The organism is Paraburkholderia sp. EG286A, from assembly GCF_040965375.1.
Classification (GTDB): Bacteria; Pseudomonadota; Gammaproteobacteria; order Burkholderiales; family Burkholderiaceae; genus Paraburkholderia.
Window position 1 is genome coordinate 138,293 of sequence record NZ_JBFRCB010000008.1, and the last position, 13,084, is coordinate 151,376.

General features: G+C 61.2%; 13 protein-coding genes. 5 read left to right on the forward strand and 8 right to left on the reverse strand.

The annotated features are described in order from the left end of the window. Positions 1-82: 82 nt before the first annotated feature. Together AB4Y35_RS32645 and AB4Y35_RS32650 are read right to left on the reverse strand one after the other, a co-directional pair. Positions 83-475, reverse strand: a complete 393-nt coding sequence (locus AB4Y35_RS32645; protein ID WP_368707669.1) for an SgcJ/EcaC family oxidoreductase — start codon at positions 473-475, stop codon at positions 83-85. A 379-nt stretch (positions 476-854) separates the two neighbouring features. Then, positions 855-2,072 (reverse strand): MFS transporter, encoded by a 1,218-nt coding sequence (locus AB4Y35_RS32650; protein ID WP_368707670.1) that lies wholly within the window; start codon positions 2,070-2,072, stop codon positions 855-857. Positions 2,073-2,162: 90 nt separating this feature from the next. Here AB4Y35_RS32650 and AB4Y35_RS32655 point away from each other — a divergent pair, with 90 nt between their 5' ends. The 4 genes from AB4Y35_RS32655 to AB4Y35_RS32670 all read left to right on the forward strand — a co-directional run bounded on the left by AB4Y35_RS32655 (position 2,163) and on the right by AB4Y35_RS32670 (position 4,800). Further along, entirely contained in the window at positions 2,163-2,501 is a 339-nt protein-coding gene (locus AB4Y35_RS32655; RefSeq protein ID WP_368690687.1) for an ArsR/SmtB family transcription factor, read from the forward strand. Between the two features lie 250 nt (positions 2,502-2,751). Next, the gene (locus tag AB4Y35_RS32660) at positions 2,752-3,345 is read left to right on the forward strand and encodes a cytochrome b/b6 domain-containing protein (RefSeq protein ID WP_368695570.1); all 594 of its coding nucleotides are present in this window, start codon (positions 2,752-2,754) and stop codon (positions 3,343-3,345) included. A 3-nt stretch (positions 3,346-3,348) separates the two neighbouring features. Continuing rightward, positions 3,349-4,137, forward strand: a complete 789-nt coding sequence (locus tag AB4Y35_RS32665; RefSeq protein ID WP_368707671.1) for a molybdopterin-dependent oxidoreductase — start codon at positions 3,349-3,351, stop codon at positions 4,135-4,137. Positions 4,138-4,185: 48 nt separating this feature from the next. After that, positions 4,186-4,800, forward strand: coding sequence for a hypothetical protein (locus tag AB4Y35_RS32670; RefSeq protein ID WP_368690689.1), 615 nt, complete (start codon positions 4,186-4,188; stop codon positions 4,798-4,800). A 142-nt stretch (positions 4,801-4,942) separates the two neighbouring features. On the opposite strand, the gene AB4Y35_RS32675 is transcribed toward AB4Y35_RS32670, so the two are convergent. From AB4Y35_RS32675 to AB4Y35_RS32695, 5 genes are all read right to left on the reverse strand, one after another. Beyond that, a complete protein-coding gene (locus AB4Y35_RS32675) occupies positions 4,943-5,404 on the reverse strand; it encodes a CHRD domain-containing protein (protein WP_368707672.1) in 462 nt (153 codons plus the stop codon). A gap of 617 nt (positions 5,405-6,021) precedes the next feature. Further along, positions 6,022-6,438 carry a cupredoxin domain-containing protein gene (locus AB4Y35_RS32680; RefSeq protein ID WP_368707673.1) on the reverse strand — a complete coding sequence of 139 codons (417 nt, stop codon included), beginning with the start codon at positions 6,436-6,438 and terminating at the stop codon, positions 6,022-6,024. Between the two features lie 269 nt (positions 6,439-6,707). Beyond that, positions 6,708-7,295, reverse strand: a complete 588-nt coding sequence (locus tag AB4Y35_RS32685) for a YceI family protein (RefSeq protein ID WP_368707814.1) — start codon at positions 7,293-7,295, stop codon at positions 6,708-6,710. 79 nt (positions 7,296-7,374) lie between these two features. Beyond that, positions 7,375-8,172, reverse strand: a complete 798-nt coding sequence (locus AB4Y35_RS32690) for an anti-sigma factor (RefSeq protein WP_368707674.1) — start codon at positions 8,170-8,172, stop codon at positions 7,375-7,377. A gap of 367 nt (positions 8,173-8,539) precedes the next feature. After that, positions 8,540-10,816 (reverse strand): multicopper oxidase family protein, encoded by a 2,277-nt coding sequence (locus AB4Y35_RS32695; RefSeq protein ID WP_368707675.1) that lies wholly within the window; start codon positions 10,814-10,816, stop codon positions 8,540-8,542. 509 nt (positions 10,817-11,325) lie between these two features. Here AB4Y35_RS32695 and AB4Y35_RS32700 point away from each other — a divergent pair. Further along, a complete protein-coding gene (locus AB4Y35_RS32700; RefSeq protein WP_368707676.1) occupies positions 11,326-12,279 on the forward strand; it encodes a LysR family transcriptional regulator in 954 nt (317 codons plus the stop codon). A gap of 26 nt (positions 12,280-12,305) precedes the next feature. On the opposite strand, the gene AB4Y35_RS32705 is transcribed toward AB4Y35_RS32700, so the two are convergent. Further along, positions 12,306-13,022, reverse strand: coding sequence for a GntR family transcriptional regulator (locus AB4Y35_RS32705; protein ID WP_368707677.1), 717 nt, complete (start codon positions 13,020-13,022; stop codon positions 12,306-12,308). Between the last annotated feature and the right edge of the window lie 62 nt (positions 13,023-13,084).

A 13,084-nucleotide genomic window follows, 5' to 3' on the forward strand; every position in this document is an offset into this window, starting at 1 on the left:
GCGGCGGTCCAAAGGCGCTCAGCGACCATTTCGACGTACGCTAGACGGAATGACCAGGCCGACTGGGACGATGCTCACGACCTCAGCTTGCCACCGGGGTGAGCGTGTTGGCGTCGCGGGCCAGAAGCCAGCGGCCGTCGGGCTGTTTGCGGTATAGGGTGATCCGGTGACCAGCCAGCTCAGTTGCTTCTCCGCCGGCGCGCGGTGTCACAGATAACGAGTCCCGGCACAGGGTGTAGGCGACTTCGCCGACGATCACGACTTCTTCCAACTCGCTGATGCAACGGATTCGGGATCGTTGGTGCGCGGCCGAGAAGCCAACGGGGAATCCTTCCCGGCCGAGCGGTGCCTGGCCCGGAGTGAGAAACACGACATCGTCCGCCATCAGGGTGAGCAGGCGGACAAGATCGCCGGCGTTGACTGCATCAATCCAGGTCGCGTGCACCTCGCGAATCGCTCGTTCATCAGATCCCATCTGCAACCTCCGCTGGCAAGACAGTTCGATTGCGCGGCAGGCATAGGCGTCTAGCAATCGACCCGTGTCCCGGCCAGTCGAGCCTGGCGCCCAAAGCGTTCCAATTTCTGCGCCTACGATCTCGCCGCGCGTGCTGTCCATTACGAAAGCCTCGCCATCCCTCAAAGTGCTATATGGCAGTTGGGGGCGCTCGTTCGAGCAAATCCGCTATCGCGACATCGAATCCGCTTTGGTTCGTTTCCCGACGAAGTTTGAATGCGTTCCCTCCATTGACCCATACCGCGTCGAACTGCGCAAGGGTTGCCGCACGCATTTGACTCCCGGGAAGCAGCGTCCGCTCATCCGTCGGGCACGGCAGGTTGGCAGTGCAAACGGTATATCAGTAGGTCACTGCTCGTTCATCACGGAGCGTCGCTGTGAGTATCAGCGCCACGCATGCAAGCGCCGACGCGGTGATAAAAACGTCCTTGAGCGACCCAAACCAGCCTGCGAAGTTGCCCCCCATCACGTTGCCCAATGTCGTTCCCAGACCGAGAAAGACGTTGGCAACCCCAAACACCGTGGTTGCCGAGTGAGGGTCCATGGTCTTGCTGATATACGCGGGAATCAGTCCGTAAATCGCATAGAACGAGAGACCGAAACACACGGCGGCCGCTCGCAATTGCCATGCGTCGGAATGGAAAGCGATCAGGAGACCGGAGCCGGCGAGTGCAGTGAAAGAGAATGCGAGCGCAATCCGCACCCCTGCCTTGTCGGCCGCCATGCCCGCCGCAAATCCGCTGAACAGTCCGACCACGCCAATCGTCGACCAGACCTGCCCGATCGTTTCCAGCGAATGCCCCTGTTCATCGGCCAGAAAGCTCGACAGATAGTTTTGCCACGGCCCGCAAGCCATTCCGCTCAACGCGAGCAGGATCCAGACCGTCAGGTTGGGGCGAGTCACCAGGCGCCACCGGTCGCCCGACGCGTGGCAACTTTCGGCGCGCTTTGGCGCCTTGCGGCTGAAAACCTGTGGAGCGAAGCGGCGAAGCGCAAGCAGTCCCACGAGCGCAATGACGAGCGAGACCGACGCCGCCACAATCCATATCGAGTGCCAGCTGTATTCTGGTAAAACCCGCGACACCAGAACGCCATTCGCGAACTGCCCATAGGCCGTGCCGCTCGAAACCAGACCATTGACGCGCGACCGGTACCCGAAAGGGACTGTCCCGGAGATGGCGCCGACGCTCGGGACCATCATGAAAGCCGCCGTCGCGCCCAGTCCGGCGAGAACGAGTCCGACCGACATTACGCTCTGGACTTGCGCGAACAGGAGCAAAAGCAAGGCTGCCGCAGCGACGGCGACCACAATGACCTGCCCCTCGCCGAAGCGGGTTGCGAGACGCGGACAAACCAGCGCCGCAACGAGATACGCAGTCTGGGCCCCGCCAGTTACGATGCCAATCGCCGTATAGTCGAACCCGAGACTCTGCCGCATCACTGGCACGACCAGCGCAAAAAGATAGAGCCCAAAACCGAACACGACCGCCACGAACAGCGTGAAGACGACGGCAACGCTGATCGTGCGCACGATCGACTGAGTGCTTGTGGAAGTCATTGCATCCGTCGCCATAATCGACCTATATCGATAAATGTCTATATAGACAGAGTACAATATAGATTGGTCCCGTCAAGGAAAATCTGAGCAATGTCGAAAATGGACAACCTCGATGAGAGCCCGCTGCAGGACGCGCTGCATGCACTCTCAAATCGCCACCGGCTGACGATCCTCATCTGGCTTACCGAGCCGGAAAAGCACTTTCCACCGCAGCGGGACGCGGACCTCGTGAAGGACGGGGTGTGTGTCAGTTTCATCACGGAGAAAACAGGCCTGAGTCAACCCACTGTCACCACGCATATGCAGGCGCTGGCAGCGGCAGACCTCGTGACTTCGAAGAAAATCAAAAACTGGGTGTACTACAAGCCCAATCGCGAGGCGATCGAGCGCTTGCTCGACGACCTGGATCGCGCGCTACGGCCCGCTTGACCGATTCGCTACCTTCACTCAGGGAGCCGCCGGACGCGTCGAGCGTTGGCTGGCGCCCGGCGGATCACGCGGGTCGTCGTTGAAGGTGCCTTTGAATGTCGACTCGCCTCGTTGGATTTCTGTAAGGAGAAATTTCTCGGCAGTAGTGGAATAGGGATGCACGTGCGTGGTTTACCCAACAGCACGGTGCGACCACGGAACGATCGAGTCGGGTCCGGTCGTCAACGAACAACTTCCACGAAGCCTGCAAATGAGCCGAACGATAATTCAGCCTCTCTGGGTCCGCACGACACACTGGATCAATGCCGTGGCGGTCGTGCTGATGGTGACAAGCGGCTGGCAGATATACGACGCCTCGCCTGTCTTCGCGCGACTGAAATTTCCCGCAAGCATGACCTTGGGCGGCTGGCTGGGTGGCGCCTTGCAGTGGCACTTCGCAATCATGTGGCTGCTGGTCGCGAACTATCTTGCATACCTGTCCCTGAACGTGCTTTCAAAGCGTCTGTGGCGGAAGCTTCTCCCGATTCGTTTCAGTGCCGTAGCCCGGGAGCTTGCCGCCGCGATGCGCGGCAAGCTGGGGCACGAGGATCTTGCTCGCTACAACGCTGTTCAAAAGCTGGCGTATGTGGTGACGATCGTGGACATCGCGATCGTGATCCTTTCGGGGTTGGCGGTCTGGAAATCGGTTCAGTTGCCTCTGTTGCGAACGCTGATGGGGGGATACGACAACGCGCGTGTCGTCCATTTTTTCTCGATGAGCATTCTCGTCGCGTTTTTCGTCGTGCACGTCGTCATGGTCGCATTCGTGCCGCGCTCACTGCTCCTGATGATACGCGGACGGTAAACGATGATGCGCCCACGCAAAAAACAAGCCAATGCGTTTCTCGTCTCGAACGCGGATTCGATCATCAAGGACGTGCGCCGTGAATTGAAGAGTCCCGCGCGCAGACTGCTCGGCAAACAGATACTCACGCTCGGCGGCATTGCCATGCTCTCGGGCTGCGATCTCTCGAACGACAAGTCGGTGAATACCGCGCTGCGCAAGATGTCGTTCTTCAACGACCGCGTGCAGGCGCTGCTGTTCGATCCAAACAAGATGGCGCCGACGTATCCGGAGTCGATGATCACGCGGCCTTTTCCCTTCAACGCGTTCTACGACATCGACGACGTGCCGGAAGTCGACGCCGCGACTTATCGGCTGCAGGTGGGGGGACTCGCGAACGGCAAGCGCATATGGACGCTCGACGAACTTCGAGCGCTGCCACAGGAAAGCCAGATCACGCGCCATATCTGCATCGAGGGTTGGAGCGCCATTGGCCATTGGGGCGGGGTGCGTTTCTCCGATTTTCTCCGCCGTGCGGGCGCGGACACAACAGCGAAGTACGTCGCGCTCCATTGCGCCGATAACTATTGGACCAGTATTGATATGCCGACAGCCCTGCACGCGCAAACGCTGCTTACGCTGACCTACGACGGCGATGTGCTGCCGCCCAAATACGGCTTCCCGATGAAGCTGCGCATGCCGACCAAACTCGGCTACAAGAATCCGAAGCATATCGTCGCAATCACGCTGACGAACGAGTATCCCGGTGGTTATTGGGAGAACCAGGGCTATAACTGGTTCGGCGGTTCCTGAAGTGCAATTGATTCCTTCCTCAACGCATATCCGCTACATGGAGCATTCATGACCATTCGACTGAAAGCTGGAGCGGCCATTGCCGCAATGGCGATAGCCGGCAGCGTGCTGGCGCAGACTGCTGACACCAGGCCGGTACGTATTCGCGGCAGTATCGTTTCTCTCGACGGCGATGTGCTCAAGGTCCATCGACGCAGTGGCGACACGGTCTCAATCGCCCTCGAGACAAACGTTCCAGTGTCGTCCGTCAAAGCGATGCAACTGTCGGACATCAAGCCGGGTACGTTTGTCGGCACGGCCGCGACGACGGGCACTGATGGCAAGCTGACGGCGACCGAAGTCGTCGTCTTTCCCGAAGCCGCACGCGGCACGGGAGAGGGTCACTACGCGTGGGACCTCGGTCCGAACAGCACGATGACCAATGCGAATGTTGATACCGTCGTGCAGGGCACGGAAGGTCGCAATCTGAAGCTGTCGTACAAGGGCGGCAGCAATGAAATTACGGTGCCTCCGAATGTCCCGATCGTCACCTTCATGCCGGCTGCGCGCTCCGATCTGGCGCCAGGCAAGCAAGTCTTCGTGGTTGCGAAACCGGCGTCACAGGGTACGTATGCCGCGCAGCGCCTGGTGGTCGAAAAGAACGGGGTCGTCCCGCCAATGTAAGCGAAAGCGTGCGGATTTCCCGGAAGTTCTCCGGCGATCACGATCGACGCGCCGGACCGGGGTGCGGACCCCATTCTGGTCCGGCGCGTGGTGTCCTCTCTTCCCTCGCGCCGCTGGCGCGCGTTTCGCCATCCCATAGCGGTTACTGCTTCGGCGGCACGACCTGACCGCGGATTTCGCCGTCCGGGTGGTCTTTCGTGTGGACATTGATGTAAAGATCGCCCGCGACGAATTCCTTTGCCTGATCTGGCGTCAGCGTACTCTCGCCCTTGAGAGGGCCCTCAATGGGGGTGCTGGTGCTACCCACTTTCGTCAGCCAGACGACCGCTTTGCCATTCTTTCCTGCGGGTCCGACGTGGAAGTGCGCCATCGTTACCGGGCTCGAGAGGTCGCTGTACGTTACGTTCCAGGTGACCTGGCGTGTGTCGGGATCGTAAGTGAGCCTGGCGTCTCCTGTGCCCCTGGTTTGTACGGAAGGCACCTGTTCCGATCCATTGAGCGGTACGGAAAATGACACGGGCGCGGCGAGCGCCATGCCAACCGCTCCGGCGCATGTGATGCCGGCAAGTGTGGGAATGGCCCGCCGCAACTGGAATGCACTCATCTGCTATCTCCTTTCGGCTACCCTCAGCCGGACGCCTGGCCATGCAACGCCATCTGACACGAGGGATCAGCATTCAAAGGTGGGTCGCTGCCGGGAGCCGTGTCACAAGGTAACGCTGCGGATCACGCGGAGAGCCCGGCGACGTGCTGCGCATTACCGCCTGCCGCGCTCAGTAACCACCGCCTGAGGAATTGGTCGAGGTGCTTGACGCGCCATTGCCGCCTTGATTCATATCGCCGCTCGCGGCTACGGATCCAGAAACCGCGGCCAATCCGAGGCAAACGAGACATGCAAGAACCATCCGAAGCCGCTTCATGATGATTTCCTCCTGGGGAAGTTCGCTGGAAGTCGCGCTGAGGGGTATCCAGCGAGGCATTAGCCGCGCAATGGCCGACGACGCCGAACGTCGCATGCGGTGCGGTGCGGACGCGTCACGCGGCTCATCGCGAACGCAGGCGCCTACATAGCTATAAACGCGGCGCACCGACGCCTTATTCCTCGTGCGCAACAATGATGCCCGTTTGGTCGAAGCGCCGCGCCAACGCGGATATATTGCCGCCGTCGGCGCATGGTTCTTTTTTGCCGCCTTTCGAGCTTCTTCTGACTCACAGGGTGATCTACGGCGCCACGACAAGTGCCGTATGCATCCCCGCTGCATAGTGTCCCGGCTTGTTGCAGATCAGCGCGTAGTGGCCGGGCGCGAGCTTGAACGACACGCGCTTGCTCTTGCCCGGTGCGATGTCTTCGACTTCGCCGATCTTTTTCAGCCTGCGTTCCTGCACCAGTCCCTTGCTGACAGGGAGTGCGTCGTCCGCGAGATCCGTCTTGAGCACGACGAGTTCGTGTTCCATGTTGTTGTCCGCAGCATTCCTGACTTCGAGCGTGATGCGACCCGCCTTTACATTGTGCGTCCCGAGCTGGATCGAGTTCGATAGCAGTGTCGCGTTGACGGTTTGCTCCGCCCAGCTGGCATGCGATGTCATCCCGAGTGCGATCACGCTGGCGAGGATGGTGATTCCGTAAGTGGCAGACATGGCGGCCTCCTTTGCATCGGCATATCACGTCTGCCTCGCGTCGGGCGCTTGGCGCATGCCACTCGTTGCGCACACAATGGCCCCTGCCTGTGAGATGGCATGAACGCTTTCTGCAGCGCGATACGTGCAGTAAACGTGCGTGACGGGAGGCCTATTCCAGCAGCCCGTCGCCACATCGCGCTCTTTGCCGTACACGTCGCCGCGGCCGCGATGCCCTGCAAGGCCTGGGTCATGACGGGACTCCGCGGGTGAAACGGCAGCGAGACGGTTCAAGGATCCGCGCGTTCCTGCACAAATTCGGCGTGGATCCTCAAGTGCACCTCGTCCCCGACAGCGCGCGACCACTTCGACAGTCCGAACGCCGCCCGGCTGAAGCGGCCGTCGGCGAAAAAAACCAGCGTTCGGCGGGCGCCCGGCGGATCGCGCGGGTCTTCGTCGAACGCCACGGCGAGCGTGACCGGACACGTCGTCGTGCGGATCGTCAGATCGCCCGTCAAGAGGCCGGTCAATGTACCGGTTCGGACAAAGCGGGTGCTCACGAAGCGAATGGCCGGAAAATGCGCCACGTCCAGCATGTCGCCGCCTGCGACGAATCCGGCGACAAACGGGGTATTCGATTCGAGGCTTGTCGCGTCGATCGTCACCATGACGCGGCCCACGGCAAAGCCCTGGAATCCTTCAAGCTGGGCACCTATGCGGCTGAAGCGCATCGTCAGGTTCGCGTGCCAGACGTTCGCGACATCGAACGTGACACCCGAGCGGCCTGGATCGAGTCGATACTGTGCCAGCGGCGCGGACGTGTCGATCGAGTCGGCACGGACCCCGGCGACTGCGCAGGCAGCGCAGACGCCGAACATCACGATCGCGCCAACGCGCGCTTTGAGACGATGCATGGCCGCGCCTCGTCGACGGATGGGGCTGCGATAGGGCACGCTTCTACCTCCACGGTTCCGGATGTCCGCCAAGCTCGCTGCAGACGTCGACAGCGATCTTGCGCAATTGACCCTCCGCCATCCGCCCGGAAAGCGCGTAGCCCATGTGGTCGTTTGCCCAGCTGAACGTGCGGCGATCGCCTTCGCGCAGGACGTGGATCGCCGTTTCGCGTTGCGAGGCCGGGCTCACGTAAAGCGCAAGCCGCGCGCCGGCCCCGTCCTCGTACATGAATTGCGCGGCCGGCCCGGCTGCGCCCGGCAGCAGCCGCCCGCCCAGCAGTGCATAGCCGTACTCCCGCAGCGACGGCACGGAGAGCGGACGATTCAGGCGCTGCGAGAGCCAGTCGACGAGCGCCCCCTCACGCGCGGCCGTCACCTCGACCGGATGACGCCGCTCAGGCGCGTAGACCACGTAAGCGAGGTCGGCCTGCTCGGCGATTGTCATCTGCGCCGATGGCGGCGCAACAGGCGACGTAACTACGCCTGCAAGCCCTGCGAGCGCGGCGCCGGCGGCGAGCGCGCTGATGGCGAAAGCCGTTCGAAGCCGCCAGTTCATGCGCGGGTGTAGCACGATGCACGACCTGCGCGCGTGCGCGGCTGGATCAGCGAACAGCACGCGCAAGGCGGTCCGCTGCGCGCGATAGCGGGCGACGAGGTCCGCAGCACGCCGGTCCGCGGCCAACCGTGGCTCCAGCGCCCGGCGTTCAGCTTCCGTCAACTCGTTGTCGACGAATGCCGAGAGTGCTCGCAGTTCCACCGCGCCGAAGCCCGGCGTTGCAGGGGGATCGAGATCGTCGCTCATCGGCTTGACCGAATGCTGTCAACGACGCGGCGCTATCGAGCTGCGCCCTGCGAACAGCGGGCATACGGGCTCATGCGCCGGCGAGAGACGCGACATCACCGTGCCGACGGGCGGACCACGTCGAACCTGGGTGCCAACGCGTGCATTCCCGCAGAAAGGGTCTGTCCGGACTTCATCCCGGCCTCCTGAGGTGCTGAGGACAACGGGAAAACGTTCCGCACGCGCCCCTTATTCCGCGGTTCGTGAAGGCGAGGTGAAGCACGATAAAGACCACCGCTGCTGTCGCAGCGGCGGGCATGGCGCCTATGGTTGGCTCGACAGAGCTGAAGGGCGCGCCGTGTTTGCCTGTAGTCGACTCGCGTAACGACTAAAACCCTTTTTGCGCCAACGAGTTCGGGCGGTAGTACCGGGACGAGCACATGGCGGCGGTCAGGTCGAATTGTGCGACGTTTGCCTTTCTTCCTGAGATCCGGTCATACCAGGCCCGTGCTTTGTCAGAGGCCAGTTTCACGGGGGTCGACAGTTTCTGCAGGAAGGCGGTGGTGGGTGACACGATACTGACGTTCTCCATCATGCCGCGATCTTCGTGATCCAGAATATGGCAGTGCATGACGAATTCGCCGGTGAAGTCTTCATATTTCGTGCGCGCGACGAGTGTGTAGCCTGCTTTTATGAACACCGTATCGCGAACCACTCCCTTGAGATTGCAGTATTCCTGATCGCCGGTTGCAATTTCCTCGGAAGTGCAGCCTCCCGAGGCGTCGAAAATGGAGCGTCCCGCGCCATTCTGGATGTCCATGACCCGGAACGGATTGGTGTGGATATGAAAGACGTGAGTTGCCAGCGGGGTCGCCGAAATGTCCCATTCGTCGATATGGCCGAGTACGCCCGTGTAGGCGATCGTGTCGGGATTGTACGGCTGACCGTTGATGACGAATTTAGGTGCGCCGCCGGGGCCGAACTGGATATCGAATTGACCGGGGACCGTCTTGTCGACCGTGCCGTCGACATGGGCCACGGGCGCAAAAGCCGTCAGCACCAGCGAAGCGAGATCATCCCTGGCCGGGCGTGCCAGAGTCGTGTTGGCGGCAACGAGCTGGTCGCGGATATATTGCCAGTACTTCGAATGCTGGCCCACGGTCGTATTGGGGATATTCACTCCGGGACCGACCCGGGCGAGTGAAAGCAGGCGCCGGTCCTTGACCTTGGTCGCGTTCGGACGGAAGTTGATCGTCGCGGCGCTGGATGCCGCTTCATCGAGAATGCAATAGAGCCCCGGCGAAGGAAATGCCACCAGCACATCGCTGCGGTAACCGGGGTTCATCGAATTGACGTCTTTTTCGACCATCGCGGGCAGCGTGATGCCGTCTTCGGCGAATTCGAGTTGCTTGACGATTTCACCGCTGCACAATGCGTCGAGGGTGGTCACCTGCTGCGCCTTGGAAGCGCCACCGGCCAACGCCTTGGCCGCCGAGTTCGTAGCCGTATTGACCTGGGCCGAAGTGAGAGATTGCGAATCGGCGAGACCAAGAGCGGAAAGATTGGCTCTGACAATCTTCACATTGATCGTATCGCGATTGCCGCCGTGCACCATGCGCAGGCGGCGGATATCACCGGCCGGCACGTACGAAATCGCGCCCGGAAAGACCGGTTGCACGACACCATTGATCTGCGTATAGCGGCCGGAGATGGCCCACGTCGAGTTCAGTTGACCCGCGTGGTCGGGGCGAGGATCCGGCACGAAGGCAAGCTGGTTCGTATAGCCGCGAATTTCTCCCACTGCACCCTTGGGGCAGGTCCATTCGAAGGTCGTGGGGTCCGCGATCGGCGTGTCGGACGTTGGGCTGTCGAAGCAACCATATTCGATCTGCTGGAAAAGCATCACGTGCTCGCGCAACGGCAGGTTGAGCAACTTGTGATGCAGGATGGTGTCGACGTCTGCGGTACCGTCCGCGACACCAGCATGCGCCGCACGAGAACCTCGCACGATGAGAACGCCGGCCATGCCGCTCGCCACGTCGATGGCGGTCGATCCATGCAGATGCGCGTGATACCAGAACGTGCCCGACGGATGCGTTGCGGGGATCTGATATGTATAGGATTGCGTAGCGCCAGGCAAGACCGTGAGCAGAACGTTATCCGACGTACCAGACGGCGACACGTGCAGGCCGTGCGTGTGAATATTGGTGTGGTTAAAGCAGTGGGGCGTCGAATGATCGACCTGATCGGGACAGAAGTCGGGAGGGTCGGTTGCGGTCAGGCTGTTTTTCAGGTTCAGCTTCAGTGTCGCGCCCGGCTTGATGGTGATGGTCGGCCCGGTTGGGCAACCGTTATACGAGCGCATTGACACCGTGTCGAATGAGTTGGTCTCCGGGTTGTAGATTCCGTACGAGCCCTTTTTAACCGTGAGGTTCACCGTGGCGGAGTTGCCGGTTGGATTCGCGGGGAGAAGGCACTGCAGGCGCGCCAGGATCGAAGCGAGTCCGTCAGTGGTCGAGAGTGACGAGTTGTCGGTTGTCGCGTCCGCGGTGTCATCCAGATCCGGGAAAGAGCGCAAGGCGATCGTACTTTGTGGGTACGCAGGCGCGCCATAAGCGACCGATAGTAGAGCGATGATCAATGCGGTTGGCTTGATGCGCATCATTATCTCCTCACGGTCATCCAGACCAACTTTCATCTCGATAACAAGAAAATAGGATGCCGAAAGAAATGGAATTTGCGGAAATAAAAAGTTATGTGCGGTAACACACAAATGGTTTATTGAGAGTGGATAACGAGCCGATTGATTAATGTTTTCATTGATTTAATATTGATAATGATAATACGAGATAATTAATAAGGCGGATTAAAAATGGAGTCTGTTTGTTGATTGCAAATGAATGGCTAAGCGCACGTCACACTCAAAGAGTTGGTTCTTTCGGAAACGCACTGTCATGCCGGGGCGCCGCTCATCTGATACAGGAAAGTTATCTTTTTCTGCGAGCGTGTCGTCGTTATGATGCGTGCCATCGCACGTGCTCCGAATCGCGAAGCACGGACGTCACGCCAGCAGGTTTTATTTTTTGATCGACCTCAGGCGTGGTCAAATTCAACCTCATGACAACATTCTTGAATCGCGAGATCAAGGACAGCGCGCGCGGAAGGAGCAATGCAATGCGGGGAAAGGCAGATTGGGAAGATGCGGCGCGAGACGCGATCGACGATATCGGCGAACGGCCGCTGCGCTATCTGGCCGAAATTGCGGCGGCGGGCGGCGTGCGCATGGCCGCCGAGGCGCTGGGTATCAACGCCTCGGTCATCAGCCGGCAGGTGGCGGCGCTGGAGCGGCGGCTGCGCTTTCCGCTGATCGAGCGGCGCGGGCGCAGCGTGGCCGTGACCGAGATCGGTCAGGTGCTCGTGGACCACTATCGCGACGGGCAGCGGCGCCAGCGCGATCTGGCCGCGCGCCTCGAGGAGTACCGGCACCTGCGGCGCGGCCGCGTGGCGCTGGGCGTGGGCGAGGGTTTCATCGGCAATCTGATCGCGCGGGCGCTGCAGCGTTTTTCGATGACGTACCCGGACATTCTCGTGGAGATCCGCTCGGGACCGACGCCGGTCGTGCTGTCGCTCGTGCGCGACGACGTCGTCGACATCGGCCTGTGCACACGCACCTCCGACGACCCTGCCATGCGCATTCATCCCTTCGCGTCGCGGCCGCTCTGTGCGCTCGTCGCGCCCTCGCACCGCTTCGCGAAGATGCAGAAGGTGGCGCCCGCCGAACTCGCCAGCGAGCGCCTGATCTTCATGACCGAGTCGTTCGGCGTGCAGCACTTCGTGCAGTCGCTGTTCGAAGACGCGCGTCTGAACGTGATGCCGGCGTATCGCGTGGATCTGTTCAACACGGCGCAGACGCTCGCGGCGGCCGGGCTGGGCGTGGCGTTCATGTCGTCGATTACGGCGCGCCGCGGCATCGATCTGGGCGAACTGGTGGCCGTGCCGATCGATCATCCGATCGCGGCGGGCTTTTCGAGCCAGATGGTCACGCGCGTGGGCCGCAGGCTCTCGCCCGCCGCCGATCACCTGAGGAAGCAGTTGGCGCAGAGTTTTCTGGAGTCGGCGGCGAAGTAGTCGAAAGACGTGGCGCCCGCAACGAATCAGTTGCCGGCGTCCTGCACCGGCGGCGTGTCCCCGATCCGCAACACCGCATCGCGTTTGGCGAGCAAATGCTGCCGCAGTATCGCGGCGAGCCGCTTGCCGTCGCGCGCGTCGAGTGCCTCCAGCATTTCGCCGTGCTCGTGGATCGCGCGGTCCCACTTGGCGGTTTCGAAGTTCGAGCGAAACCGCAGCGCCTGCAAACGGCGATTCACGGCGATATACGTTTGCCGCAGCGCCGAATTGCGCGCCGCCTCGTTGATCTTGTCGTGAATCGCCTGATTGCGGCTGTAGTAACCGGCCAGATCGTTCTGCGCGCGGCAGGCGAGCATGGCGTAGTGCAACGCCTTGATCTCGGCGATCTCAGCCGCGGTGATCCGCTCGCAGGCCAGTTCGCCTGAAAACGCTTCGAGCCCGCTCATGAGTTCGAAGGTCTCGCGCAACTCCGCCTCCGACATTTTCGAGACCGAGGCGCCGCGATTCGGCGAAATCTCGATCAGCCCTTCGGACGCGAGCACCTTCAGCGCCTCGCGTAGCGGCGTGCGCGAAATGCCCAGCGTTTCGCACAGCTCGCGTTCGTTGAGCTTGCGCCCCGCCTCGAGCACGCCTTCCACGATGAATCGTCGCAGATGGTCGACGACGGTGTCATGGAGTTGCTGGCGCGGAATGGGCGGCAGTTCCGGGCTGATCGCAGAGGGGTTCAGGTTCGGGTTTTGCATGCAAAAGGCATTTCCATCGATTTCCAGCGAATTCTAGCCCAAGGACAGGACCCCAAAGAAGC